Origin of the sequence: Streptomyces sp. TLI_105 (genome assembly GCF_900105415.1) — a bacterium.
Classification (GTDB): Bacteria; Actinomycetota; Actinomycetes; order Streptomycetales; family Streptomycetaceae; genus Streptomyces.
Genome location: NZ_FNSM01000001.1, coordinates 3,897,481 through 3,922,719, shown reverse-complemented (window position 1 = coordinate 3,922,719; position 25,239 = coordinate 3,897,481). Strand labels below are relative to the sequence as shown.

Here is a 25,239-nt window from a genome sequence, read left to right as displayed (position 1 = left end):
TCTGAACCCATGTCTCAGACCACCGGTGCCAGCTACGCGAGTGCGGGCGTCGACATCGAAGCGGGCGACCGCGCTGTCGAGCTCATGAAGGAGTGGGTGAAGAAGACGCAGCGCCCCGAGGTCCTCGGTGGCCTCGGCGGTTTCGCCGGCCTCTTCGACGCCTCCGCCCTCAAGCGCTACGAGCGTCCGCTGCTCGCCTCGGCGACCGACGGTGTCGGCACGAAGGTCGACATCGCCCGCCAGATGGGCGTGTACGACACGATCGGCCACGACCTGGTCGCGATGGTCATGGACGACATCGTCGTCTGCGGCGCCGAGCCGCTCTTCATGACCGACTACATCTGCGTGGGCAAGGTCCACCCGGAGCGGGTCGCCGCCATCGTCAAGGGCATCGCCGAGGGCTGTGTCCTGGCCGGCTGCGCCCTGGTCGGCGGCGAGACGGCGGAGCACCCGGGCCTCCTCGGCCCGGACGACTTCGACGTCGCCGGCGCGGGAACGGGTGTCGTGGAGTACGACCGGCTGCTCGGCGCGGACCGCATCCGCACGGGTGACGCGGTCATCGCCATGGCGTCCTCGGGCCTTCACTCCAACGGGTACTCGCTCGTCCGGCACGTGGTCTTCGACCGCGCCGGCATGACGCTCGACCAGCGGGTCGAGGAGCTCGGCCGGACGCTCGGCGAGGAGCTCCTGGAGCCCACGAAGATCTACTCGCTGGACTGCCTGGCCCTCACCCGGACCACGGACGTCCACGCCTTCAGCCACATCACGGGCGGCGGCCTCGCCGCCAACCTGGCGCGGGTGATCCCGGACGGGCTGCACGCCACGGTGGACCGCTCGACCTGGACGCCGGGCGCGATCTTCGACCTGGTCGGCAAGGCCGGTCAGGTGGAGCGCCTGGAGCTGGAGAAGACCCTCAACATGGGCGTCGGCATGATGGCCGTCGTGCCGGCCGAGTCCGTGGACGTGGCCCTGGCGACCCTGGAGGACCGCGGGGTCGAGGCCTGGGTCGCGGGCGAGATCACCGAGCGCGGGGCGCACACGACCGGCGCGGAGCTGGTCGGCACGTATTCGAATTAGAAACGTCGCGAAGTAGGACTCGGCTGTACGGCGGGGCGCTCCTGAGGGGGCGCCCCGTTCGCGTACCCGCTTCCGGTGCGGACAGCACGCGGACAGCACAGAAACCCGGCCGGGTGACCCCGGTCCGGGTTTCGGTGATTCAGAAGGTCAAGCGCGACGCGGGGACGTGCTCGGACCGGACTCCTCGTCCTCGTCCTCGTCGTCCGTGTTGTAGAGATCCGCGTACTGGGCGTACGGGTCGTCTTCCTCGTCGTCGTCCTCGAACGGCTCGCCATTCGGCGGCTGACTCGAAGTCGAAGCGCCCAGCTCATTGGCCAGACGCGTCAGGTCTGTCCCGCCGCTGCTGTACTTCAGCTGGCGGGCGACCTTGGTCTGCTTGGCCTTTGCCCGGCCGCGCCCCATGGCTCGACCCCCTCGGTGACGGGGCTCGTCGGCCCCAGAGTCTTGACACGCGTTCATGATTCAGAACGGACTCTCGACAGAGAGACCGGTCCGTAGGGCTTCAACGGTACCTGTTTCCGTGGGTCTACGGTACGCCGCGCGCATCACATACCCCGGTACAGAACCTTCGAGGTGCCCTTTCCTCGCTGGTCAATCGCGATTTTAACCTCTTCTGGAGTGCCGACCCGCCGAGAGGGGTGAGCGAAGTCTCCCCGGCGACGGGCCGGCACTCCGTGCCGCGCGCCGCGCGGATCAGCCGCGGCGGGCCTCCGCCATCCGCTGCTCGGCGATCCGGTCGGCCGCGGCGGCCGGCGGAATGCCGTCGGCCTTCGCACGTGCGAAGATCTCCAGGGTGGTGTCGAAGATCTTCGTCGCCTTCGCCTTGCAGCGGTCGAAGTCGAAGCCGTGCAGCTCGTCGGCGACCTGGATCACGCCGCCGGCGTTGACCACGTAGTCGGGCGCGTAGAGGATCCCGCGCGCCTCCAGGTCCTTCTCGATGCCCGGGTGGGCGAGCTGGTTGTTGGCCGCGCCGCAGACGATGCTCGCGGTCAGGAACGGCACGGTCTCCTCGTTCAGGGCACCGCCCAGCGCGCAGGGCGCGTAGACGTCGAGGCCCTCGACGCGGATCAGCGCGTTCGTGTCGGCGACCACGGCGACCTGCGGGTGCTTGTCGGTGATCCGGCGCACCGACTCCTCGCGCACATCGGTGATCACGACCTCGGCGCCGTCCTCCAGGAGGTGCTCGACCAGGTAGTGGCCGACCTTGCCGACGCCGGCGACGCCGACCTTGCGGCCGCGCAGGGTCGGGTCGCCCCAGAGGGTCTGCGCGGCGGCGCGCATGCCCTGGAAGACGCCGAAGGCGGTGAGGACGGAGGAGTCGCCGGCGCCGCCGTTCTCGGGGGAGCGGCCGGTGGTCCACTGGTTGGTGCGGGCGACGACGTCCATGTCGGCGACGTAGGTGCCGACGTCGCAGGCCGTGACGTAGCGGCCGCCGAGGGAGGCGACGAAGCGGCCGTAGGCGAGGAGGAGCTCCTCGGTCTTGATCAGCTCCGGGTCGCCGATGATGACGGCCTTGCCGCCGCCCAGGTCGAGTCCGGCCATGGCGTTCTTGTACGACATGCCGCGCGACAGGTTGAGCGCGTCGGCGATCGCCTCGGCCTCGGTGGCGTACGGGTAGAAGCGGGTGCCGCCGAGGGCGGGGCCCAGGGCGGTGGAGTGGAGGGCGATGACGGCCTTGAGGCCGGTGGCGCGGTCCTGACAGAGGACGACCTGCTCGTGGCCACCCTGCTCCGAGTGGAACAGAGTGTTCAGTACGTCGCCAGGAACGCCGGTCACATCGGTCACGGTGGTGACTCCCAAGTACGAAGCGGCGGTTGCGGGCCTCCCTGTGGGTGGGGGAGGACCAGTTCGGCAAGAGAGTAAGTCCTACCTGGGCGTAGATCGGCCGCAGTGCTGAGGATCACCCCCTCCGGGGGAACCTCCGTGGAAGGATTTGCGACATGTCGGTCGCCCCCACGGTCCCCGTTCCCTACGCGTCCTATCTGCGGGTGTACGAGCCGCTGGCCGCGTTCCCCGAGCCGGAGCGGTCCCACTGGGCGCGGTACGCGCGCCGGCCGCGCGTACCGGGCGCGCAGGAGGAGCTGCGGCGCTCGCTCGCGGACCTGCTGCCGACGCCTCCGGTGCCGGTGCCGGTCCACGAGAGCGGGGAGGCCTTCGTCGCGCACCTGGACGGGGTGGTGGTGATCTGCCCGTGGCGGACCCGGCTGCGCGGCTGGCTGGCGATGGAGGAGCTGGCGGCCGGCCCGTACCCGGCGGCGGTGCTCGACGCGATGCTGCCGCCGGTGGTGCGCGCCCAGGTGGCGAGCGACTACGAGCGCTGGCTGAGCCGGAACCCGGACGCGCGGCCGTGGATCCGTACGGGGGTCTGGCAGGTGCCGCTGCGCTGGTTCGCGCTCTTCGGGGACGAGGAGCGGGAGTACGAGCCGGGGGACGGGTCCGCGGGACGGGCGCCGGTGCTGCGCTACCGGACGACGATGGCCCAGGCGCGGCGGCGGCTCGCGCGGGCGCTCAAGGCGCTGCGGGAGTCGATCGACGACGGTCCGATGACGCGGGGGCTGATCGAGGTGGGGCGCTGGCTGGAGGAGTTCCATCCGCGGGCGCTCGTGGAGCTGGACTTCGGCGGTCTGGTGCACGCGATGCCGGCCGGGTGGCTGGCGGAGGAGCGGTCGGCGGCCCAGCTGGCGGAGGGGATCGCCGCGCTGCGGGACGGGGACGGCGAGGCGGCGAGCGAGGTGTACGGGCGGCTCGCGGAGCGCTGGCGGACCGTCAGGGACCTGCGTTTCGCGAACTGACATCAGTCGGACAAGTTCGTCAGGTCGGTATCGACAAGACATGTCCGGCGGGTGTAAATGATCTTCGGGGCGGTGGCCGGTTTCGGTGGCCGGTTCGATGTCCGTTCGGCCGGCCGGGGCTTTCGTACCGGTGGGGCGAGGACGTTGGTCCTGATCCGGGCCTTTGGCTCAAGCGTGACGGACAGCACGTAACGCACCCTTGCGCCCATCACCCACCCTCGTGCCAAAATAGGACAAGGAGTCCGGGGAGGGTTCCTTCCGCCCAAGTTCGGGCGGAACGCTCAGCATTGCACTCTATGGGGGGTCTGAGGACTCCTGATCGCTCTGTGACTGATCGTCACAGTGGTGTGACTGTCCGTTATGGCATGGTCAGTCGACTTCCGCCGCTGATGAACACCTGCGAGGGCAATTCCATCGGTTTGGCCGACGCGGCTGGACGGATGGTGTAGTTGTAGTGCCGAGGACAAGCCGTTCGTCCTATAACCGACTCGACCCGCTTCTGCCATTTCGGGCATGGCGGGTCAAGGTGCAGAATTTAGAGGAAAGAACCGAGATAGGTTCGGTTCTCCCGAGGAGGCCGCTCATGACCGCTCGCACCCCTGATGCCGAGCCGCTGCTGACCCCCGCCGAGGTTGCCACGATGTTCCGCGTGGACCCGAAGACGGTTACCCGTTGGGCGAAGGCGGGCAAGCTCACGTCCATCCGCACCCTGGGTGGGCACCGCCGGTACCGCGAGGCCGAGGTTCGCGCCCTGCTGGCGGGCATTCCGCAGCAGCGCAGCGAGGCCTGAGGTCGCGCAGAACCCTGCAGCACCCTGCAACACCCCGTAACACCGGGCCCTTCCGGATCCCCCAATCCGGTCGCCCACCCCTAGTACTGCCGACGGGCTCCTGCCCCAACAGGTCTCCGTCAACGATCGCGCTGGACTCCGCCGGGTCCAGCGCGATCTTTTTTGTGCCCGGCGCCACACCCCCTCCAGGGTGGTGCAATTGCACATATTAAATCCGGGTGGTGTAGGGAGGGTGTAAGTGCAGGGGTTCCTGAAACTCTTTCAGTGACACCCGTCACATCGACGAGGTCTTGCCAAGGAACAGCCTCCCACTTCGCAGAACGCCCCCAACCCGCCGTTGGTCATGGGTCGGTGGGACTTTCGTCCTCGGCGGCGTCCGCCGGCTCCTCGGGCTCCGGGACCTCCATGGCGAGCCGCAGGAGGCGATGGCAGACCGGGCACTGGCGGGTGAGGTGGCCGTACCGCGACGCGGCCGCCAGATGGGCGCGCAGCAGCGCGCGAGTGTCGTGCCGTGCTGCGGACGCCGCGGCCATGCGCGACCACCTCCGGTCTGGCCCCCGATTCCCTGATGTCCGGGGTACCGGCGGGCGGGCGACCCCGTCAAGACACGGGAACACAACGAAGGCCCGCATCTGACGATGCGGGCCTTCGTGAAAAGCGACTCTGACGGGACTTGAACCCGCGACCTCCACCTTGACAGGGTGGCGAGCTAACCAACTGCTCCACAGAGCCTTGCTCGCAGCCCCTCGTGAGTGGCTGCGAGACAGACTGTACAGCAGGTCAGGGGGTCCGGTCGAACTCACCGACGGCGAGCTCCCGCTCCCCGGGGCAGACACGTCTCTACGGGGCCGCCGCGTCGATCGCCTTCACGATCCGCTTGTCCGAGATCGGGTACGCCGTCCCCAGCGCGTGGGCGAAGTAGCTCACCCGCAGCTCCTCGATCATCCAGCGGATGTCGGTGACCTCGGCCGGCACCGGACGCCCCTTCGGAAGCTGCTCCAGGAGCCAGGCGTACTCGTCCTGCATCTCCCGGACCTTCTCCATCCGGGTGGTGTCCCGCTGGACGCCCGTCGGCATCTGCTGGAGCCGCCGGTCCACCGCCACCAGGTAGCGCATCAGGTCCGGCAGCCGCTTCAGACCCGTACGGGTGACGAAACCGGCCGGCATCAGCCAGGCGAGCTGCGCGCGCACGTCGGTCAGGTTGTCGATCAGGGCCAGGCTGTTCGTCGCCTTCAGCCGGCGCTCGCACGCCTGCCAGGCCGCCAGGATCTGCTGGACCTGACCCACCGTCCGCACCGTCGTGTCGACGAGGTCCGCGCGGACCTTGTCGTACAGCTTCCGGAAGGACTCCTCGTCCCAGGCCGGGCCGCCGTGGTCCGCGATCAGCTTGTCGGCGGCGGCGGTGGCGCAGTCGTCGAAGAGCGCCTGGATCGAGCCGTGCGGGTTCGACGACAGGGCCAGCTTCTGCTGGTTGGTCAGCTTGTCCGAGGCGAACTTCGCCGGGTTCACCGGGATGTTCAGCATGATCAGCTTCCGGGTGCCCCGCCACATCGCCTGCGCCTGCTCGGCCTCCGAGTCGAAGAGCCGCACGGCCACGGAATCGCCCTCGTCGACCAGCGCCGGGTACGCCTTCACCGGCTGCCCGCCCCGCTTGGTCTCGAAGACCTTCGTCAGCGTCCCGATCGTCCAGTCCTTGAGGCCCGTGCGCTCCAGGGAGGGCCCGGAGCCGTCCGGGCCGCCCGTCGCCGCCGCGGCGGCCTTGGAGAGGGCCTGACGGGCCTTGGGGCGCAGCTTGAGCCGCAGCGCCTCCAGGTCCTTGTCCTCGGCCAGCTTCCGGCGCCGCTCGTCGACGATCCGGAAGGTCACCTTGAGGTGCTCGGGGACCTTCGCCCAGTCGAAGTCCTCCGCCGTCACCGGCACGCCGACCATCCGCTGGAGCTCCCGGGCGAGCGCGCCCGTCAGCGGCTCCTGGACGGGGACCACGGAGTCGAGGAAGCGGGTCGCGAAGTTCGGCGCCGGGACGTAGTGGCGGCGGATCGGCTTCGGCAGGGAGCGGATCAGCTCCGTGACGACCTCCGCGCGCAGACCCGGGATCTGCCACTCGAAGCCCTCGTCGGTGACCTGGTTGAGCACCTGGAGCGGCACGTGGACGGTCACGCCGTCCGCGTCCGCGCCCGGCTCGAACTGGTACGTCACCCGGAACTTCAGCGCGCCCTGCCGCCACGAGTCCGGGTAGTCGTCCTTGGTGACCGACCCCGCCTTCTCGTTGATGAGCATCTCGCGCTCGAAGTCGAGGAACTCCGGCTCCTCGCGGCGCTTGTGCTTCCACCAGGAGTCGAAGTGGGCGCCGGACACTACGTGTTCGGGGACGCGCTTGTCGTAGAAGTCGAAGAGCGTCTCGTCGTCGACGAGGATGTCCCGGCGCCGGGCCCGGTGCTCCAGCTCCTCGACCTCGGTGAGCAGCTTGCGGTTGTCCGCGAAGAACTTGTGGTGCGTGCGCCAGTCGCCCTCGACGAGCGCGTTCCGGATGAACAGGTCGCGGGAGACCTCCGGGTCGATCCGCCCGTAGTTCACCTTGCGGTCGGCGACGATCGGGACGCCGTACAGCGTCACCTTCTCGAAGGCCATCACGGCCGCCTGGTCCTTCTCCCAGTGCGGCTCGCTGTACGTCTTCTTCACCAGGTGCTGCGCGAGCGGCTCGATCCACTCGGGCTCGATCCGGGCGTTGACCCGGGCCCAGAGCCGCGAGGTCTCCACCAGCTCGGCGGACATCACGAAGCGCGGGGGCTTCTTGAAGAGCGCGGAGCCGGGGAAGATCGCGAACTTGGCGTTCCGCGCACCCAGGTACTCGTTCCGGGTGCCCTCGCGCTTCGAGTCCCGGCTCTCCTTGCTCTCCTTCACGTCCTTCAGGCCGATGTGGGAGAGCAGACCGGCCAGCAGGGAGACGTGCACGGACTGCTCCGGCGCGTCCTCCTCGTTCAGATGGATGCCCATCTGCTTGGCGACCGTCCGCAGCTGGGCGTAGATGTCCTGCCACTCGCGGATGCGCAGGAAGTTCAGGTACTCCTGCTTGCACATCCGGCGGAAGGAGCTGGAACCGCGCTCCCTCTGCTGCTCGCGGACGTACCGCCACAGGTTGAGGAAGGCGAGGAAGTCGCTCGTCTCGTCCTTGAAGCGGGCGTGCAGCTGGTCGGCCTGCGCCTGCTTCTCCGCCGGCCGCTCGCGCGGGTCCTGGATGGACAGCGCAGCCGCGATCACCATGACCTCGCGGACGCAGCCGTTCTTGTCGGCCTCCAGGACCATCCGGGCCAGCCGCGGGTCCACCGGCAGCTGGGACAGCTTCCGCCCCTGCTGGGTGAGCCGCTTCTTCGGGTCCTTCTCGGCCGGGTCGATCGCGCCGAGCTCCTGGAGGAGCTGCACGCCGTCCCGGATGTTCCGGTGGTCCGGCGGGTCGATGAAGGGGAACTTCTCGATGTCGCCGAGGCCGGCCGCGGTCATCTGGAGGATGACGGAGGCCAGGTTCGTACGGAGGATCTCCGCGTCCGTGAACTCCGGCCGGGTGAGGAAGTCGTCCTCGGAGTACAGCCGGATGCAGATGCCGTCCGACGTACGGCCGCAGCGGCCCTTGCGCTGGTTGGCGCTGGCCTGGCTGACCGGCTCGATCGGCAGCCGCTGCACCTTGGTCCGGTGCGAGTAACGGGAGATGCGGGCGGTGCCCGGATCGATCACGTACTTGATGCCGGGGACGGTCAGGGAGGTCTCGGCGACGTTCGTCGCGAGGACGATCCGGCGGCCGGAGTGCGCCTGGAAGACCCGGTGCTGCTCGGCGTGCGAAAGGCGCGCGTAGAGGGGGAGGATCTCGGTGTCGAAGAGCTTCTTCTTGAGCAGCGCGTCCGCGGTGTCGCGGATCTCGCGCTCGCCGGACAGGAAGACCAGGACGTCGCCCGGCCCTTCCTTCTGCAGCTCGTCGACGGCGTCGCAGATCGCGGTGATCTGGTCCCGGTCGGTCTCGTCGGAGTCCTCTTCGAGGAGCGGGCGATAACGGACCTCGACGGGGTACGTACGTCCGCTGACCTCGACGATCGGGGCGTCGCCGAAGTGGCGGGAGAAGCGCTCCGGGTCGATCGTCGCCGAGGTGATGACGACCTTGAGGTCGGGACGCTTCGGCAGCAGCTGGGCCAGGTAGCCGAGCAGGAAGTCGATGTTGAGGGACCGCTCGTGGGCCTCGTCGATGATGATCGTGTCGTACGCGCGCAGCTCGCGGTCCGTCTGGATCTCGGCGAGCAGGATGCCGTCCGTCATCAGCTTCACGAAGGTCGCGTCGGGGTTCACCTGGTCGGTGAAGCGGACCTTCCAGCCGACGGCCTCGCCCAGCGGGGTCCGCAGCTCCTCGGCGACGCGCTCGGCGACCGTGCGGGCGGCGATCCGGCGGGGCTGGGTGTGCCCGATCATGCCCCGGACGCCCCGGCCCAGCTCCAGACAGATCTTCGGGATCTGGGTGGTCTTTCCGGAGCCCGTCTCACCGGCGACGATCACGACCTGGTGGTCGCGTATCGCCTCCAGGATCTCGTCCTTCTTCTGAGAGACGGGAAGCTGTTCGGGGTACGTGACCGCGGGCACGCGGGCGGCGCGCCCGTCGACGCGCTCCTTGGCCTTGGCCGCCTCGGCGGCGATCTCGTCCAGGACGGCCTCGCGGGCCTCGGGCTTGCGGATGCGGCGGGCGCCTTCGAGACGGCGGCCGAGCCGGTGGGAGTCCCGCAGCGAGACCTCGGCCAGGACGGACTGGAGGGCGGCGAAGGAAGTAGACATACGGGATCCAGGATCGCACCTGCGGACGAGAAGCGGCGAACCCATTTACGAAGGGGGGCGGGCGGCGATGCGTAGTATTCCGGGCATCTGGCCCGGACCGGAGAGGTTTCGCATGTCCCGCACCACCCGCGCGCCGGCGGCGTTCGCCGCGCTCCTGGGCCTGGTGCTCTCCTTCCTGGCCTGCGGCGCCTTTGCTCCGGACGGTACGGCTCCGGTCGTCGGTACGGCCTCGGGCCCGGGCTCGGTCGTCGCTACGGTCCCGGACTCGACTCCGGTCGTCGGCGCGGTTCCGGGCTCGGCCCGGGCCTTCAGTACGGCCCCGCGCGTCGCTACGGTCCCGGACTCGTCCCCGGTCGTCGGCGCGGCTCCGGGCGTCGCCACGGACCCGGTCGTCCTCGGTGCCGCCGTGCCCGGCTGTGACCCGGGTCACGCCGTCGGCGAGGGGGCCGCGAGCCCCGTCGTACCGCCGCGCGCGCACGGCTTCGCCGAGCTGCTGCCGACCCTGGCCGCCGACCGGGCGACGCCCGCGGTCCGGCGGCCGGACGCCGCCGGCCCGGCCGCGCAGCCGGGCCGGGAGCCACCCGCGCGCGTGCCGACCCCCGTGGAGCTCTCGGTCCTGAGGGTGTAGGCGGACGGCCGTCCTCCGCCGTCCTTCCTCCCTCCCGCCTTCAGGAGCGCTTCCGCATGTCCAGGTCCCTGTCCAGGTCCAAGTCGATCGCCGTCGTCTCCGGGGTCGCGGCCGCCGCCGTGCTGCTCGGCGTCGTCTCGTACACCGCCACCAAGCCCTCGTCCCCCGGCTCCTCCGGCTCCTCGGCCGTCGCCGAGGTCTCCGCCGACCCCTCCGCCGGCGTCTACGCCGAACTGGAGGCGTACGCCCGCCGCGACGCCTCCGACAAGCTCGCCCTCGGCCGCGTCGACGCGCCCGTCGTGCTCATCGAGTACGCCGACTTCAAGTGCGGCTACTGCGGGAAGTTCGCCCGCGACACCGAGCCCGCCCTGGTGAAGAAGTACGTCGAGAACGGCACCCTGCGCATCGAGTGGCGGAACTTCCCGATCTTCGGCGAGGAGTCGGAGACCGTCGCCCGCGCCTCCTGGGCGGCCGGGCGGCAGGGCCGGTTCTGGGAGTTCCACAAGGCCGCCTACGCCGAGGGCGCCAAGGAGAAGGGCTTCGGCAAGGAGCGGCTGGCCGCCCTCGCGACGGAGGCCGGCGTGCCCGACCTCGCCCGGTTCGCCGAGGACGGCGACAGCGCGGCCGCCCGGGAGGCCGTACGCAAGGACCAGGAGCAGGGGTACGAGCTCGGCGCCTCCTCCACCCCGTCGTTCCTGATCAACGGCCGGCCGATCGCGGGCGCCCAGCCCCTGGAGACCTTCACGGAGGCGATCGAGGCGGCGGCGAAGGCCGCCCCGAAGAAGAACGCCCCGCAGGAAACCGCTCCGAAGAAGGCCGGCCAGTGACCTCCGGCATCGGCTACTTCGCCGCCTTCCTCGGCGGCCTCCTCGCCCTGCTCAGCCCGTGCAGCGCCCTGCTCCTGCCCGCCTTCTTCGCGTATTCGATCGACACGCGCGCGAAGCTCGTGGCCAGGACCGGCATCCTCTACGCGGGCCTGGCCACCACCCTCGTCCCGCTCGGCGCGGCCGGCTCCCTCGCCGGCCGGTTCTTCTACGGCCACCGGGACCTGCTCGTCACCGCCGGCGGCTGGCTGATCATCGGCCTCGGCGTCCTCCAGATCCTCGGCCTAGGCTTCACCTCCCGCCGGCTCGCCGAGGCGAGCGGCCGGATCCGGCCCACCTCGGCGCTCTCCGTCTACGCCCTCGGCCTGGTCTACGGCCTCGCGGGCTTCTGCGCGGGCCCGATCCTGGGCAGCGTCCTGACGGTGGCGGCGCTGAGCGGCAGCCCGGCGTACGGCGGACTGCTCCTCGCGGTGTACGCGCTCGGCATGGCCGTCCCGCTGTTGGTCCTGGCGCTGCTCTGGGACCGGTACGAGCTGGGCCGGCGGGGCCTGCTGCGCGGCCGGCCGCTCCGTATCGGCCGCTTGGAGGTCCACTCCACCTCACTGCTCTCGGGCCTCTTCTTCATGGCCCTCGGCGCCCTCTTCCTGGTTTTCGACGGGACGACCGCGCTGCCGGGCCTGCTCTCGGTGGACGACTCCTTCGCTGTGGAGGAGCGGGTCGCCTCGCTGGGCCGTTCGGTGCCGGACTGGGCGCTGCTCGTCGCGGTCGTGACGGCGGTGGCGGCGGTGTTCGCGGTGCGGAGCCGTAGGGCGCGGCGGCGCGAGGAGGTCTGAGCGGTACGGGGGCGGGGCGCGGGCCCCTTCCCCGTACGGCCGCATGTCCCGGGGAACGAAGAAGGCCCCGTTCTTTCGAACGGGGCCTTCTCTTTGTGGCTGGGGCCGGGGTCGAACCGGCGACCTATCGCTTTTCAGGCGATCGCTCGTACCAACTGAGCTACCCAGCCACGAGATCGTTTCCGACCTCAGCGACTCTGACGGGACTTGAACCCGCGACCTCCACCTTGACAGGGTGGCGAGCTAACCAACTGCTCCACAGAGCCTTGCTTGTGTGCGATCACTAGTCTCGCACACGGTAATGCGTGCCCCCAACGGGATTCGAACCCGTGCTACCGCCTTGAAAGGGCGGCGTCCTGGGCCACTAGACGATGAGGGCTAGAGGCTCACCTGCGCACTTCTCAGTGCGTCGGGGACGTGAGAAGCATATGGGATGTCGGCCGCTATCGCCAAAACGGTTTCCGGGCGGGGGAGAATGGGCCCGTGCTGGAGATGACGCGCGAGGAGTTCGAAGAGCTCGTCGCCGAGGCCCTGGACCGGATCCCGCCGGAGCTGACGCGGCTGATGGACAACGTCGCCGTGTTCGTGGAGGACGAGCCCTCCCCGGACGATCCCGAGCTGCTCGGGCTCTACGAGGGGACGCCGCTGACCGAGCGCGGCGAGTGGTACGCCGGGGTGCTGCCCGACCGGATCACGATCTACCGGGGGCCGACGCTGCGGATGTGCGAGTCGCGCGAGGACGTGGTCGAGGAGACCGAGATCACCGTCGTGCACGAGATCGCCCACCACTTCGGCATCGACGACGACCGGCTGCACGCGCTCGGCTACGGCTGAGAGGGGCGGGCGCGGGCGGCGGCCGGATCGGGGGAGGTCGGCCGTGGCCGGATCGGGTGGCTTCGGCCGGATCGGGCGGCCGTGCGGGGGCCGTGTCCCTTGCGGTGCCTGGGGAGTTGGGCAGTGCGACGCGTTCCGTTCCTGCCTGTTGTGTCCTGGAGGTGCCCCCGTGCGCCATTTGCCCACCCCGGTGAGATGGGCCGCCACCGCGCTGGCCGTCGCGGCCTGTGCCGGTCTGAGCGGCTGTATGAGTGTGAGTGACGAGGGGGCGAAGCCGACGCCCGGCGCGTCCGGGGGAAAGCACGGCGCGGCGGCCGAGAGCGACGGCGGCGGCGCCCGGGGCGGGGGCGGCGGGTCCTGGAACGGCAGGCCGGAGAAGGGTGGCCCGGCCCCGGCCGGCGCGGGCAAGGAGTCCCCGGTCCCGAGCGGCTCGCCGTCGGGCACGGCGAAGCCCTCGCCGGGCGCGGTGCTGCCGGTGGAGGGCCCCGGCGGACCCGGAGGGCCGTCGAGGTCGCAGCCGGCCGGCGGTGGTCACGAGGCCACGGGCGGCGGCTCCGGCGGGGGCGGGGGGAACGGCGGCGACGGGGGCAGTGGCGGTGGCGGGGGGAACGGCGGCAGCGGCGGAGGCACCGGGGGGCAGGACGGCGGTGGGGCCACGCCCACACCCGAGCCGACCCCGCCGAGCCCCGAGCCGACGCCCGAGCCCACCTCGAACCCGACGCCCGAGCCGACCCCGGAGCCGACCTCCAACCCCACCGATCCGCCGACCTCCGGCACCGACACCCAGATGGGTGCGATGCGGGCGGCGGACGGGCCGGGAGCGCCCGCGGAGCCGGTGGCATCCCCGCAGGTCGGGCCGGTGTGACGGAGTCCGATTTGCCACGGGTGGGGGAGGGTGCGTATGGTGGTAGATCGTTTGATCCCATTGCCCGGCGCCGACACAGAAGAGCGCCGTGTGGCGCGTACTCTCCCTAGCCGTGGCTGACCGCATTGAGGCGGTCGTTTGCGAAATCACGGAGTTGACGGGCGCGTGCCGAGACTCCGGAAGGTTTCGCATTTCGCATGTCCATTTTCAGTTCTGACCACGCCGTCATGCCCGAGAACGACGAGATCGTCGAGGCCGTAGAGGCCACCGAGATCGTCGAGACCGTCGAGATCCTCGACGTCGAGGCCGACGACACCGGCGCCGAGGACTCCGTCGAGGAGCCCGCCGAGCCCACCCTCACCTTCGGCGACCTCGGTCTGCCCGAGGGCGTCGTGCGCAAGCTCGCGCAGAACGGCGTCACCACCCCCTTCCCGATCCAGGCGGCGACCATCCCGGACGCCCTGGCCGGCAAGGACATCCTCGGCCGCGGCCGCACCGGCTCCGGCAAGACCCTCTCCTTCGGTCTGCCGCTGCTCGCCACCCTGGCGGACGGCCACACCGAGAAGAAGAAGCCCCGCGGCGTCATCCTCACCCCGACCCGTGAGCTCGCGATGCAGGTCGCGGACGCCCTCCAGCCCTACGGCGACGTCCTCGGCCTCAAGATGAAGGTCGTCTGCGGCGGTACGTCCATGGGCAACCAGATCTACGCCCTCGAGCGCGGTGTCGACATCCTCGTCGCCACCCCGGGCCGCCTGCGCGACATCATCAACCGCGGCGCCTGCTCTCTCGAGAACGTCCAGATCGCCGTCCTCGACGAGGCCGACCAGATGGCCGACCTGGGCTTCCTGCCCGAGGTCACCGAGCTGCTCGACCAGGTCCCGGTCGGCGGCCAGCGCCTCCTCTTCTCCGCCACCCTGGAGAACGAGATCGACAGCCTGGTCAAGCGCTACCTGGTGGACCCGGTCACGCACGAGGTCGACCCGTCCGCCGGTGCCGTCACCACCATGACCCACCACGTCCTCGTCGTGAAGCCGAAGGACAAGGCCCCGGTCACCGCCGCCATCGCCGCGCGCAAGGGCCGCACGATCATCTTCGTCCGCACCCAGCTGGGCGCGGACCGCATCGCCGAGCAGCTGCGCGAGTCCGGTGTGAAGGCCGACGCCCTGCACGGCGGCATGACCCAGGGCGCCCGCACGCGCACCCTGGCCGACTTCAAGGACGGCTACGTCAACGCGCTCGTCGCGACCGACGTCGCCGCCCGAGGCATCCACGTCGACGGCATCGACCTGGTCCTGAACGTGGACCCGGCCGGCGACCACAAGGACTACCTGCACCGCTCGGGCCGCACCGCCCGTGCCGGCCGCTCCGGCGTCGTGGTCTCCCTGGCCCTGCCGCACCAGCGCCGCCAGATCTTCCGTCTGATGGAGGACGCGGGCGTCGACGCCTCGCGCCACATCGTCGGCGGCGCCGGCGCCTTCGACCCCGAGGTCGCCGAGATCACCGGTGCCCGTTCGCTGACCGAGGTCCAGGCCGACTCCGCGAACAACTCGGCCAAGCAGGCCGAGCGCGAGGTCGCCGACCTGACCAAGCAGCTGGAGCGCCTCCAGCGCCGTGCCGTCGAGCTCCGCGAGGAGGCCGACCGTCTGGTCGCCCGCGCCGCCCGTGAGCGCGGCGAGGACCCGGAGGCCGCCGTCGCCGAGGTGACCGAGGCCGCCGAGGCCGAGGTCGCGGCCGCCGCCGTGGAGGCCGAGCGCGCCGCGAAGGCCGAGGAGCGCCGCGAGGAGCGTTCGACCTTCCGCGACGAGCGGGGCAACTTCGAGCGCCGTGACCGCGGTGACCGCGGTGGCTTCAACCGTGACGACCGTGGCGACCGCGGTGGCTTCCGCGGCGGTGACCGTGGTGGCGACCGTGGTGGCTTCCGCCGCGACAACGACCGTCCGTCGGGTGGTTTCCGTCGTGACGACCGTCCGTCGGGTGGCTTCAACCGTGACGACCGCGGGGGCCGTTCCTTCGAGCGTCGTGACAACGACCGTCCGTCCGGCGGCTTCCGCCGCGACGACCGTCCCTCGGGCGGCTTCAACCGCGACGACCGTGGTGGCGACCGTGGTGGCTTCCGCCGCGACAACGACCGTCCGTCGGGTGGTTTCCGTCGTGACGACCGTCCGTCGGGCGGCTTCAACCGTGACGACCGCGGGGGCCGTTCCTTCGAGCGTCGTGACAACGACCGTCCGTCCGGCGGCTTCCGCCGCGACGACCGTCCCTCCGGTGGTTTCCGTCGTGACGACCGTCCGTCGGGCGGCTTCAACCGCGACGACCGTGGCGGCCACCGTGGCAGCGACCGTCCGTTCAACCGCGACCGTCGTGACGACCGCCCCGCCGGCGGCTTCCGCTCGGGCGGCGACCGCCCGTACGGCCGTCGTGACGACCACCGCGGCAGCACCGGCTCGACCGGCGGCTCCTTCGGCCGCCGCGACGACAAGCCGCGCTGGAAGCGCAACGGCTGACATCGCCTGACACCCTGAGCCAGGGCCCGTACGAGCACTCCGGTGCCGGTACGGGCCCTGTCTCGTACCGGCGTGCCGCACATCGGGCTTCCCGCCACGCCCGAGGCACGGCCGGTGTCGGATACCCGATCGGTTCCCGGGCCCGCTCGGGCTATGCTGCTCGGGTGTGCTTGTCCACGGGCCGTTAGCTCAATTGGCAGAGCAGTGGACTTTTAATCCATTGGTTGTGGGTTCGAGTCCCACACGGCCTACCAAGCACGGGGGAGGGGAAACCCTCTGACCTGCTGCGGAGCGCCCCTACCGGTTTCGGCTGGTCGGGGCGCTCCGTCGTTCCGGGACGCGTGCGTGAGCGCTGCGTGAGCGGACGAGGCAGCCGGAGACGGACTGTAAGGACAGGTGACGGTCCCTCCGGCTACGGGCGGGAGGCGGCATTCGCCCACAGCGCCATGTCGAACTCCTCGTCGACCATGTCCTCCTCGTACCAGCCGCTGCCGGCCAGCCACGTCTCCAGCCACTCGGCCAGGCTGCCCGCGTCGACGAACCAGGCGCCGGTGAGGTCCTGGTCGGTGCTCGCGTCGATCAAGGAGCACGTGTTCGATACGGGGCACCCCATCGGGGATGACGAAACCGGGAAGGTCGTCGTGCGCAAGTCCGACGCCGATGCGGAGATCGCCGATGCATGGATTCGCTTGAGGTCCGGGAACTCCCTGTCCGAGGACAGGATCCTCCTGGAGCACGAGCTGGCCGAGCTCACCTACCTTCGGGAGCACCCCGGAGCGACCTACCGGGAAGCGCATCGGGTCGCCGACGAAACGTGCAATTGGCAGAACTCCGTACCGCTGAACAAGCGGGAAGACTTTGAGGGTGAGTGGTAGTGGCCGCACTCGTCTACTTCCGGAAGGTCTCCGAGGACGGGGAGCTGGTCCGCTACGAGTTCGGGGATGATCCGGAAAAATTCACGCGACACCTGACCATGGACAAGGAATCCCGCACGTCGTCGGCCGACGACGGCCGGACGGACTACTCGTTCGTCAAGGCGTCCCGGAAGATCAACGCGATGCACGAGGAACGCGGTCAGTGGCCGGACCGGGGCATGAGCGTGAGTTGACCGTCCCGCGCGCCGGCGACGCGGCGCCGCACCGGCAGTGGTCTGCCCCGGCCTGCCAGGCGCAGGGGAGGGGTGACCCTCTGACCTGCTGCGCAGCGCCCGGACCGGTTTCGACCGGGTGGGGCGCTGCGTCGTTCGGGGGCGCTTGCGCGGGCGGACGGGGGATGACGATCCATCCGGCCGGTCCCGCATGCTCGATCGACGGGACGCCCGACAGCCGGAAGGTCTCCTGTTCCTACGCCGCCCTCGCCGCCGGAGCGAGGGACTCCGTGCACGTCCGGTCCCGGCGGGACCGGGCGTCGACTGGCTCTCTGGGCTCCTCGTCAGCGGGTGCGGCTGTCGGGGGCGTTGCCCACCTGAGAACCTTCATCGGGTTCCTGCCGTCCTGTTTCCCGGGGGCTCTTTCCTCCGAACGGGTCCGTCCCGAGGGCGGACGGGGGGAAGGTGGGGAAGCGTGGACGCGGAGTGCGGAGGTGGGGTCGGTGACGGCGAGCGGTTCCGGTGATCCGGCGGGGGAGGCCCAGCGGTTGGCCCGCTGGGCGCTGATCGCCACGGCGGTCGCGGGCGCGGCCCTGCTGACCGCGCTCGGCAGCGGGCCGCTGGTCCTGTTGAGCGGGATCGTGGGGCTCGCCGCTTCGGCCGTCGGCGTCTGGTGGTTCCTCGCGCACCGCGGGCCGCTGCGGCTGCTCGGCGCGGTGCTCGCGGTGACCGCTCCCCTCGTGACCCTCTACCTGTACGTCGTCGGGGGCGTCTGGGTGAACGCCCTCGTGGCCCTGGGGCTGTGGGGCGTGGCGCTGTCCTGCGCCCGGTCCGCCCTGCGCCGGCCGGAGGACGAGCGGGACGCGCTGATGCGGGGCGAGCCCGTCCCCCCGCCCCGCCGACCCCTCCTGATCATGAACCCGAAGTCCGGCGGCGGGAAGGTCGAGCGGTTCCGGCTCGTCGAGCGGGCGGAGGCGCTCGGCGCCCGGGTGATCCTGCTCGACCCCTCCGAGCCGGCCGATGTCGCAGGCCTCGCGCGCAAGGCCGTGGCCGAGGGCGCCGATCTGCTCGGGGTGGCCGGCGGCGACGGCACGCAGGCGCTGGTGGCCGAGGTCGCCGCCGAGCACGACCTGCCGTTCCTGGTGGTGTCGGCGGGCACCCGCAACCACTTCGCCCTGGACCTGGGCCTCGACCGCACCGACCCGTCGCGGTGCCTCGACGCGCTGCGCGACGGCGAGGAGCTCCGGGTCGACCTCGGCGACGTCGCCGGGCGCCCCTTCGTCAACACCGTCTCCTTCGGGGTGTACGCGGACGTGGTCCAGCGCCCCGAGTACCGCGACGCGAAGGCCGGCACCGCCCTCGACGCCCTGCCCGATCTGCTCCAGGGCGGTGAGGGCGACCGTCTCGACGCGATCGCCGACTCCACCCCGCTCACCGCCCAGCAGGCGCTCCTCGTCAGCAACAACCCGTACGCGGCGCCCGATCCGTTCGGTGCGGTCGCCGCTCGCAGGACGCGTCTCGACGGCGGCGAGCTCGGGGTGATCGGCGTCCGGGTGGACGGGGCCGCCCAAGCGGCGGAGCTGGCCGTCCTGGGGACCCAGGCGACCGGCCTGAACGTCCTGACGGCCCGTAAGGTGGAGGTCGGGGGCGGTCCCGGCGGCGCGGGCGCCGTCATCTCCGTCGCCGTGGACGGCGAGGCGCTGACCCTGCCCACGCCCGTCGTCTGCACCCTGCGCCCGCGCGCCCTGCGGGTCCTCGTGCCCCGCGACCGGCCGGGGTCGCCGGTGCCCCCGCCGCCCCTGGACTGGCGGCGCCTGACCCGGCTGGCCTTCCCCGAGGAGCCGGGCCGGAGCGACCCGTGGGGTGCTCGTACGCCTTGAACTCCCGTACCACCGAACTTGCTAGGAGCGGCGCATGACGGACGACACGACGACCGGGACCCTCCGGGCGGTCCTGCACGACATCCGGGCCGTCGACGGTGCCGTGTACGCCGCGGTGGCCGCCACCCCCACGCCCACGCTCGACACGGCGCTCCGCCGGCTCTCCACGGCGGCGAACCACTCCAAGATCTCGTTCACCGTCGCGGCGGCCCTCGCGCTGGTGCCGGGCCGGCCGCGGCGGGCCGCGCTCGCCGGGGTCGGGGCGATCGCGGTGGCCTCGGCCTCGGCGAACCTGCTGGGCAAGCGGCTGGTCCGCAGGCCGCGGCCGGACCGGGAGGCGGCCCGGGTGGTGGTGGGCCGTCATGTCCCCATGCCGACCTCGGCGTCGTTCCCCTCCGGGCACACCGCGTCGGCGGTCGCCTTCGCCACCGCCGCGGGGTCGGTGCTGCCGCCCCTGTCACTGCCCCTCGCGGCCCTGGCGTGGGCCGTGGGCTACTCCAGGGTCCACACCGGCGTGCACTACCCCGGCGACGTCGCGGCGGGCGCCCTCCTCGGCGTCGCGAGCGCGGGCGTCACCCTGGCGGCCGGGAGCTGGTGGGCCGCCAGGGAGAGGTGACCCGGCGTCGGACAAGGGCCGTGACCTGGCGTCGGACAGTTCCGTGACCCGGAGTCGGGCAGGGCGTGACCCGGTGTTGGGCAGGTCCGTGACCTCGTCGGGCAGGGCCGTGACCCGGCGTCGGGCAGGGCCGTGGGCGGTGCTGCCGGTGGTGACGGCGGCGGTGCCCACGGCGGTGCTGCCGACAGTGCGGGCGGCCGTGCGGGACGCGGGTCGGATCAGTACGTCGCCCGGGCCAGGTCCTCCTCCGTGAAGCCGAGCGTCGCGATGCGCTCCGGGTCCGCCAGGACGTGCAGCGCGACGATCCGGTCCCCCGAGATCGTGAACGTCATGAGCGCGCCCGGGCGGCCCTCGACGACCGACAGCACCGCGGGCTGGCCGTTGGCCACGACCCGCAGCGCGCCCGTACGGAACTTCGCGTACATGAGGGCCTGCGAGATGACGGCTTCGGCGCCCCGGACGACCGCGGAGACGGCCGCGAGGGTCCTGCCGCCGTCCGCGCGCAGCACCACGTCCGGGTCGAGGACGGCGAGCAGCCCCTCGAAGTCGCCGCCGTGCGCCGCGGCGAGGAAGGCGTCGGCGATCTCCCGCTGGCGCCGGGCGTCCGGGCCGGGGGCCGGGGTGGCGTCCTGGACCCGGCGGCGGGCGCGGCTGGCCAGCTGGCGGGTCGCCGCCGGGGTGCGGTCCACGATCTTCGCGATGTCGTCGAAGGAGACGGCGAACATGTCGTGGAGCACGAACGCGAGCCGCTCCGCCGGCCCCAGGGTGTCCAGGACGACGAGGAGCGCGAGCCCGACGGATTCGGTGAGCTCGGCCGCCTGCTCCGGGTCGGTGGTGTCGGCGACCCGGACGACGGGGTCGGGGACGTAGTACTCCAGCGGGTCCTCGCGGCGCGAGCCGCGCGAGCGCAGCATGTCCAGGCAGACGCGGCCGACGACCGTGGTCAGCCAGCCGCTGAGGTTCTCCACCCCGCTGACGTCGCTGCGGCTGAGCTTGAACCAGGCCTCCTGGACGGCGTCCTCGGCCTCGCTGAGCGAGCCCAGCATGCGGTAGGCCACCGCCCGCAGATGGCCGCGGTCGGCGTCGAAGCGCCGGGCCAGGAGTTCCTTGTCGAGCCCCTGGCCGACTGCCGTTTCGTGGTCCACTCGTCGATCTCCCCGTTCGCGTCCCGTCATGCCGTCATGACGGATGAAACCCCGCCGATGTGACACGGACACCGGCGGCGGAACCAGGCCGCGGGGTCCCGCTTCGTGAGATCCCCGCCGTCTCGTGGCGAACGCCCGGGATTCCCCGGCCGAAGCCCCCGATCGCCGTGAATCCCCACTTCAGCACGGTGATCTTCGTCCGTAGATTGATCACCATGACGACGACAACGCCCCAGGTCAACCCCGTACTCCGCACCCCGCCGGCCTCCCCCGCCGCCGCGGCCGCCTACTTCTCCGCCAGCCTCGCCTTCCACGCCGACGTCTCCGACGTGGCCTCCGCGCTCGCCACCGCCGCCGCCGAGGGCACCGACCCGGGCTTCGTGGTGATCGACTCCCGGTCCACGGCCTCCTGGGACCAGGGCCACGTCCCCGGCGCGATCCACCTGCCGACCGCGCTCATCCCCGAGCAGGCCGAGCAGCTGCTCGACCGGTCCGTGCCGGTCGTCACGTACTGCTGGGGCCCCGGCTGCAACGGCGCCACGCGCGCCGCGCTGGCCCTCGCCGAGCTGGGCTTCCAGGTGAAGGAGATGCTCGGCGGCTTCGAGTACTGGGTGCGCGAGGGCTTCGCGTACGAGACGTGGGAGGGGCCCGCGGAGAAGGCCGCCGACCCGCTGACGGCGCCGGTCGACTCCGACGACTGCGGGTGCTGAGGAAACCGATTTCGTGATCGCCCCGGTCATGCCGTACAGTCATGTTTACCGACGCGGGGTGGAGCAGCTCGGTAGCTCGCTGGGCTCATAACCCAGAGGTCGCAGGTTCAAATCCTGTCCCCGCTACTCAGTAGCAACGAAGGCCCGGATCCATTCACTGGATCCGGGCCTTCGTCGTATGCCCGAGCGGCGTCGCTTGACCTTGACGCAACGTCAAGATCTAGCGTTCTCGGCATGGAGTGGTCGATCCAGGAGATCGCCAAGAAGGCCGGCACCACCAGCCGCACCCTCCGGCACTACGGAGAGCGCGGACTGCTGGAGCCGAGCCGGATCGGCGCGAACGGTTACCGGTACTACGACCAGGCGGCGCTCGTGCGCCTGCAGCGGATCCTGCTGCTGCGCGAGCTGGGGCTCTCGCTGCCCGCCATCGCCGAGGTCCTCGCGGGGCAGCGGGACACCTCCGCCGCCCTGCGCACCCATCTCGCCCTGCTGGAGCAGGAGCGCGAGCGCATCGGACGCCAGATCGCGTCGGTGCGGACCACTCTGCGGAAGACCGAGAGAGGAGAGGAACTCATGGCCGACGAGGTGTTCGACGGTTTCGACCACACGCGGTACGAAGAGGAGGTCACCGAGCGCTGGGGCCGCGACGCGTACGAGAAGGGCGACCGCTGGTGGCGCTCGCTCACCGATGCGCAGAAAAAGGCGTTCATGGAGGAGCAGGCGGGCATCGCCCGCGACTTCGGGCGGGCGGCCCGGGACGGCCTGGCCGCCGACGGCGACGAGGTGCAGGCGATCGCGCGGCGCCAGATCGCGTGGCTGTCGACGACCACGACGCCGAGCAGGGAGTACGTGATCGGCCTCGGGCAGATGTACGTCGACGACCCGCGCTTCACGGCGAACTACGACAAGCACGGCGAGGGCACCGCGGTCCTCGTCCGGGACGCGATGAGGGTCTACGCGGAGCGGAACCTCTAGCGTCCGCCGCCCGAAGCGAAAGGACCTGTCTGAAGTAAACGGTGGCCAAAACCGCGCCCGCCTCTTTGCGGCCGCCCCATGTCCCACCGTAATCTCGCGCGCACCATGAGTGACGAGCGTATGAGCGATGTGAGACGGCGGGCGCCCGCCGTGCTCGTCCTGCTCGCGCTCCTCGCCCTGATCGTGAGCGTCTGCCACGGCTCCCACGGGCACGTGCTGCCGACCTCCGGCACCGCGACCGTCTCCGCCCCCGCGCACTCCCACGGCTGCGAGCGGTCCGGGGACGCCTGGACCTTCGACGCCCACCTCCCCGCGCAGGCCCCCGCCTCCCCGCTCGCCGTGCCCGACGCGGGCGGAGCCGCGGTCCTGCCCCACGCGGCGGACCTCCGCACCGATCCCCGCGCGCGCTGCGTCCGGTACCGGGCGGGCCCCGGCCCCGAGCCGGGCCGACTGCTCGTCGCCCTCGGGGTGGACCGGAACTGAGCCGGGTCCCGCACTCGCGTGACCAGGTTCCCTTCCGCGTACCCACCCCGAGGACGTCTCCCCATGACCGCACCACTGACGCTTCCCGCCGACGGGCAGACCGTCGGCAACACCCCCGTCCTGTGGACGGACGACGGCTACTGGGCCAAGCTCGAAGGCTTCAACTTCGGCGGCATCAAGGACCGCGCCGCCCTCCACATGGTCGAGCAGGCCCGCCGCCGCGGAGAGCTGCGGCCCGGCGCCCCGATCGTCGAGTCGACCTCCGGGACCCTCGGTCTCGGCCTCGCCCTCGCGGGCGTGCTCCACGGCCACCCCGTGCACGTCGTCACCGACCCCGGTCTCGAACCGATCGTCGAGCGGATGCTCGTCGCCCACGGCGCCCGGGTCCACGTCGTCCCCGAGCCGAGCCCGCACGGCGGCTGGCAGCAGGCCCGGATGGACCGGGTCGCCGAGCTGCTCGGGAGCCTCGACGGGGCCTGGTGGCCCGACCAGTACGGGAACCCCGACAACCCCGCCGCGTACGCGGGGCTCGCCGCCGAACTGTCCGCGCAGCTCGACCGGATCGACGTCCTGGTCTGCGCGGTCGGCACCGGCGGCCACTCGGCCGGGATCTCCCGGGCCCTGCGCGCCACCTCCAGCCCGGCCCTGGAGCTGGTCGGGGTGGACTCCGTGAACTCCACCGTCTTCGGCCTTCCGGCCGGGGAGCGGCTGATGCGCGGCCTCGGCTCCTCCATCCATCCCGGGAACGTCGACCACGGGGCCTTCGACGAGGTGCACTGGGTCGGCCCGGCGGAGGCGGTCCGCGCGGCCCGCAGGCTGGCCTCGCGGCAGTTCGCCACCGGCGGCTGGAGCGTGGGCGCGGTCGCGCTGGTCGCCGGCTGGCTGGCCCGCACGCGGCCGCGCGGGACCCGGATCGCGGCGGTCTTCCCGGACGGGCCGCAGCGGTACTTCGACACCGTCTTCAACGACGAGTTCTGCGCGGCGCACGGGCTGCTCGACGGTCCCGTACGGGAGGACCCCGCCGCGTACGTCTCCGACGACACGGTCACCGGCTGGACCCGCCGGGCCCTGGAGCGTGTCCGGTGACGACGACCGCGAGCGCGCCCGCGAAGGCCGGGGGCGGCATCTGGAGGCAGACCCGCACCTTCGATCCGGCCGTACGGCTCCTCTTCCTCAACCAGCTCACCATCAACCTCGGCTTCTACATGCTCATGCCGTACCTGGCCGCGCACCTCGCGGACGGGCTCGGCATGGCCGCCTGGGCCGTCGGTCTCGTCCTCGGCGCCCGGAACCTCTCCCAGCAGGGCATGTTCCTCGTCGGCGGGGCGCTCGCCGACCGGCTCGGCTTCAAGCCGCTCATCGTGGCCGGCTGCGCGCTGCGGACGGTCGGCTTCGGGGCGCTCGCCTTCGCCCAGTCGCTGCCGATGCTGATCGCCGCCTCGCTCGCGACGGGTCTCGCGGGGGCGCTGTTCAACCCCGCCGTGCGGGCCTGTCTCGCGGCGGAGGCGGGGGAGGAGCGCCGGGTGGAGGCCTTCGCGCTGTTCAACGCGTACTACCAGGCGGGCATCCTGCTCGGACCGCTCGTCGGGGTGGCCCTGACGGGGGTGTCGTTCCGGCTGACGTGCGTGGTCGCGGCGGCGCTGTTCGCCGGCCTGACCCTCGTACAGCTCCGGCACCTGCCCGTACGGGCCGCCGCCGGTCCCTCCGAGGAGAAGGGAGCGCGGGGGCAGTTCCGCACGGTGCTCTCCCACCGCACCTTCTGGCTCTTCTCGCTCGCCATGACCGGCTCGTACGTGCTGTCCTTCCAGGTCTATCTGGCGCTGCCGCTCGCGGCGGGCGGCACGGGCGTGACGACCGCGCTGTTCGTCGTCTCGGCGCTCGTCGCGCTCGCCGGGCAGTTGCGGATCACGGCCTGGACCCGGCGCCGGCTCAGCCGGGAGCGGTGTCTCGTCCTCGGGCTCGCGCTGATGGGCGTGGCCTTCCTCGTCCCGGCGGCCCTGGGCCGGGGGCCGGTGGGGCTGCTGCTGTGCGCGGCGGTCCTGGCCGTCGCGAACGCGGTGCTCTACCCGTACGAGATGGACACGGTCGTCGCGCTGTCCCGGGGGCGCTGGGTGGCCACCCACTACGGGCTCTACAACACGGTGTGCGGGATCGGGATCACCCTCGGGAACCTGGGGACCGGCGCGCTCCTCGACGTCACCGGCTGGTCGGCGGCGCCGTGGCTCGCGCTGTGCGCGGTGGGCCTGGGGTGCGCGGCGGCGATGGCGCTCCTCGCCCGGGGCGGGCGGCTCGCGGCCGACTGACCCCGTACGCCACTCGGCCCCGTGGGAGTCGCCGCCCCGGGTGGCGGCGGCCACCCTGGGAGGGCGCGGTGCGGACCGCGACCG

24 protein-coding genes and 6 tRNA genes are annotated in these 25,239 nt (G+C 71.7%); 20 read left to right on the top strand and 10 right to left on the bottom strand.

Going from position 1 to position 25,239, the window contains the following annotated elements:
* The first annotated feature begins 9 nt into the window (after positions 1–9).
* Complete coding sequence (purM, locus tag BLW86_RS17925) at positions 10–1,077, top strand: phosphoribosylformylglycinamidine cyclo-ligase (RefSeq protein ID WP_093874970.1); 1,068 nt, start codon at positions 10–12, stop codon at positions 1,075–1,077.
* Between the two features lie 147 nt (positions 1,078–1,224).
* Here the strand turns inward: purM and BLW86_RS17920 are convergent, their stop codons facing one another.
* Together BLW86_RS17920 and BLW86_RS17915 are read right to left on the bottom strand one after the other, a co-directional pair.
* A complete protein-coding gene (locus BLW86_RS17920; RefSeq protein WP_093874969.1) occupies positions 1,225–1,479 on the bottom strand; it encodes a DUF3073 domain-containing protein in 255 nt (84 codons plus the stop codon).
* Positions 1,480–1,770: 291 nt separating this feature from the next.
* Positions 1,771–2,862, bottom strand: coding sequence for a Leu/Phe/Val dehydrogenase (locus BLW86_RS17915; RefSeq protein ID WP_093878720.1), 1,092 nt, complete (start codon positions 2,860–2,862; stop codon positions 1,771–1,773).
* Between the two features lie 155 nt (positions 2,863–3,017).
* On the opposite strand from BLW86_RS17915, the gene BLW86_RS17910 reads away from it, so the two are divergent.
* Positions 3,018–3,869: a DUF8083 family protein gene (locus BLW86_RS17910; protein WP_093874968.1), complete on the top strand. Its 852-nt coding sequence runs from the start codon at positions 3,018–3,020 to the stop codon at positions 3,867–3,869.
* A 583-nt stretch (positions 3,870–4,452) separates the two neighbouring features.
* Positions 4,453–4,659: a developmental transcriptional regulator BldC gene (gene bldC / locus BLW86_RS17905; protein WP_003949541.1), complete on the top strand. Its 207-nt coding sequence runs from the start codon at positions 4,453–4,455 to the stop codon at positions 4,657–4,659.
* A 341-nt stretch (positions 4,660–5,000) separates the two neighbouring features.
* Here bldC and BLW86_RS17900 read toward each other — a convergent pair whose 3' ends face one another.
* The 3 genes from BLW86_RS17900 to hrpA form a co-directional block, all read right to left on the bottom strand.
* Entirely contained in the window at positions 5,001–5,192 is a 192-nt protein-coding gene (locus BLW86_RS17900) for a DUF6274 family protein (RefSeq protein ID WP_093874967.1), read from the bottom strand.
* 125 nt (positions 5,193–5,317) lie between these two features.
* Positions 5,318–5,391: transfer RNA gene (locus BLW86_RS17895), tRNA-Asp, on the bottom strand.
* Between the two features lie 108 nt (positions 5,392–5,499).
* Positions 5,500–9,468, bottom strand: a complete 3,969-nt coding sequence (gene hrpA, locus BLW86_RS17890; protein WP_093874966.1) for an ATP-dependent RNA helicase HrpA — start codon at positions 9,466–9,468, stop codon at positions 5,500–5,502.
* A 112-nt stretch (positions 9,469–9,580) separates the two neighbouring features.
* Here hrpA and BLW86_RS17885 point away from each other — a divergent pair, with 112 nt between their 5' ends.
* The 3 genes from BLW86_RS17885 to BLW86_RS17875 are packed head-to-tail and all read left to right on the top strand — an operon-like array spanning position 9,581 to position 11,753.
* Positions 9,581–10,096 (top strand): hypothetical protein, encoded by a 516-nt coding sequence (locus BLW86_RS17885; protein WP_093874965.1) that lies wholly within the window; start codon positions 9,581–9,583, stop codon positions 10,094–10,096.
* Positions 10,097–10,152: 56 nt separating this feature from the next.
* Entirely contained in the window at positions 10,153–10,923 is a 771-nt protein-coding gene (locus BLW86_RS17880) for a DsbA family protein (protein WP_093874964.1), read from the top strand.
* Complete coding sequence (locus tag BLW86_RS17875; protein ID WP_093874963.1) at positions 10,920–11,753, top strand: cytochrome c biogenesis CcdA family protein; 834 nt, start codon at positions 10,920–10,922, stop codon at positions 11,751–11,753. The genes BLW86_RS17880 and BLW86_RS17875 overlap by 4 nt, the downstream gene beginning before the upstream one ends.
* A 96-nt stretch (positions 11,754–11,849) precedes the next feature.
* Here BLW86_RS17875 and BLW86_RS17870 read toward each other — a convergent pair.
* The 3 genes from BLW86_RS17870 to BLW86_RS17860 form a co-directional block, all read right to left on the bottom strand.
* A tRNA-Phe gene (locus tag BLW86_RS17870) sits at positions 11,850–11,923 on the bottom strand.
* Between the two features lie 22 nt (positions 11,924–11,945).
* Positions 11,946–12,019 (bottom strand) — tRNA-Asp (locus tag BLW86_RS17865).
* A 40-nt stretch (positions 12,020–12,059) separates the two neighbouring features.
* Positions 12,060–12,132 (bottom strand) — tRNA-Glu (locus BLW86_RS17860).
* Between the two features lie 104 nt (positions 12,133–12,236).
* On the opposite strand from BLW86_RS17860, the gene BLW86_RS17855 reads away from it, so the two are divergent.
* The 4 genes from BLW86_RS17855 to BLW86_RS17840 all read left to right on the top strand — a co-directional run bounded on the left by BLW86_RS17855 (position 12,237) and on the right by BLW86_RS17840 (position 16,210).
* Positions 12,237–12,587, top strand: a complete 351-nt coding sequence (locus BLW86_RS17855) for a metallopeptidase family protein (RefSeq protein ID WP_185094583.1) — start codon at positions 12,237–12,239, stop codon at positions 12,585–12,587.
* Positions 12,588–12,834: 247 nt separating this feature from the next.
* The gene (locus BLW86_RS42035) at positions 12,835–13,452 is read left to right on the top strand and encodes a hypothetical protein (protein ID WP_177181685.1); all 618 of its coding nucleotides are present in this window, start codon (positions 12,835–12,837) and stop codon (positions 13,450–13,452) included.
* A 197-nt stretch (positions 13,453–13,649) separates the two neighbouring features.
* Positions 13,650–15,956, top strand: a complete 2,307-nt coding sequence (locus tag BLW86_RS17845) for a DEAD/DEAH box helicase (protein WP_093874962.1) — start codon at positions 13,650–13,652, stop codon at positions 15,954–15,956.
* 178 nt (positions 15,957–16,134) lie between these two features.
* Positions 16,135–16,210 (top strand) — tRNA-Lys (locus BLW86_RS17840).
* A 158-nt stretch (positions 16,211–16,368) separates the two neighbouring features.
* Here BLW86_RS17840 and BLW86_RS17835 read toward each other — a convergent pair.
* Complete coding sequence (locus tag BLW86_RS17835) at positions 16,369–16,539, bottom strand: hypothetical protein (protein WP_371129520.1); 171 nt, start codon at positions 16,537–16,539, stop codon at positions 16,369–16,371.
* On the opposite strand from BLW86_RS17835, the gene BLW86_RS17830 reads away from it, so the two are divergent.
* The 4 genes from BLW86_RS17830 to BLW86_RS17815 all read left to right on the top strand — a co-directional run bounded on the left by BLW86_RS17830 (position 16,523) and on the right by BLW86_RS17815 (position 19,539).
* Entirely contained in the window at positions 16,523–16,831 is a 309-nt protein-coding gene (locus tag BLW86_RS17830) for a hypothetical protein (protein ID WP_093874961.1), read from the top strand. The two genes, BLW86_RS17835 and BLW86_RS17830, sit on opposite strands and share 17 nt — an antisense overlap.
* Positions 16,831–17,064, top strand: coding sequence for a hypothetical protein (locus tag BLW86_RS17825; RefSeq protein ID WP_093874960.1), 234 nt, complete (start codon positions 16,831–16,833; stop codon positions 17,062–17,064). Before BLW86_RS17830 ends, BLW86_RS17825 begins: the two co-directional genes overlap by 1 nt.
* A gap of 482 nt (positions 17,065–17,546) precedes the next feature.
* Positions 17,547–18,923: a diacylglycerol kinase family protein gene (locus tag BLW86_RS17820; RefSeq protein WP_256341345.1), complete on the top strand. Its 1,377-nt coding sequence runs from the start codon at positions 17,547–17,549 to the stop codon at positions 18,921–18,923.
* Between the two features lie 34 nt (positions 18,924–18,957).
* Positions 18,958–19,539 carry a phosphatase PAP2 family protein gene (locus BLW86_RS17815; protein WP_093874958.1) on the top strand — a complete coding sequence of 194 codons (582 nt, stop codon included), beginning with the start codon at positions 18,958–18,960 and terminating at the stop codon, positions 19,537–19,539.
* A 218-nt stretch (positions 19,540–19,757) separates the two neighbouring features.
* On the opposite strand, the gene BLW86_RS17810 is transcribed toward BLW86_RS17815, so the two are convergent.
* Positions 19,758–20,714: a sigma-70 family RNA polymerase sigma factor gene (locus BLW86_RS17810; protein ID WP_093874957.1), complete on the bottom strand. Its 957-nt coding sequence runs from the start codon at positions 20,712–20,714 to the stop codon at positions 19,758–19,760.
* A gap of 185 nt (positions 20,715–20,899) precedes the next feature.
* Here BLW86_RS17810 and BLW86_RS17805 point away from each other — a divergent pair, with 185 nt between their 5' ends.
* The 6 genes from BLW86_RS17805 to BLW86_RS17780 all read left to right on the top strand — a co-directional run bounded on the left by BLW86_RS17805 (position 20,900) and on the right by BLW86_RS17780 (position 25,155).
* Positions 20,900–21,394: a rhodanese-like domain-containing protein gene (locus BLW86_RS17805; RefSeq protein ID WP_093874956.1), complete on the top strand. Its 495-nt coding sequence runs from the start codon at positions 20,900–20,902 to the stop codon at positions 21,392–21,394.
* A gap of 52 nt (positions 21,395–21,446) precedes the next feature.
* Positions 21,447–21,520 (top strand) — tRNA-Met (locus BLW86_RS17800).
* A 108-nt stretch (positions 21,521–21,628) separates the two neighbouring features.
* Positions 21,629–22,369, top strand: a complete 741-nt coding sequence (locus BLW86_RS17795) for a MerR family transcriptional regulator (RefSeq protein WP_093874955.1) — start codon at positions 21,629–21,631, stop codon at positions 22,367–22,369.
* A 120-nt stretch (positions 22,370–22,489) separates the two neighbouring features.
* On the top strand, positions 22,490–22,852 hold the full coding sequence (locus BLW86_RS17790; protein ID WP_143060259.1) for a hypothetical protein: 363 nt from the start codon (positions 22,490–22,492) through the stop codon (positions 22,850–22,852).
* Between the two features lie 63 nt (positions 22,853–22,915).
* Entirely contained in the window at positions 22,916–23,938 is a 1,023-nt protein-coding gene (locus BLW86_RS17785) for a PLP-dependent cysteine synthase family protein (RefSeq protein ID WP_093874953.1), read from the top strand.
* Positions 23,935–25,155, top strand: coding sequence for an MFS transporter (locus BLW86_RS17780; protein WP_093874952.1), 1,221 nt, complete (start codon positions 23,935–23,937; stop codon positions 25,153–25,155). Before BLW86_RS17785 ends, BLW86_RS17780 begins: the two co-directional genes overlap by 4 nt.
* The last annotated feature ends 84 nt before the right edge of the window (positions 25,156–25,239 follow it).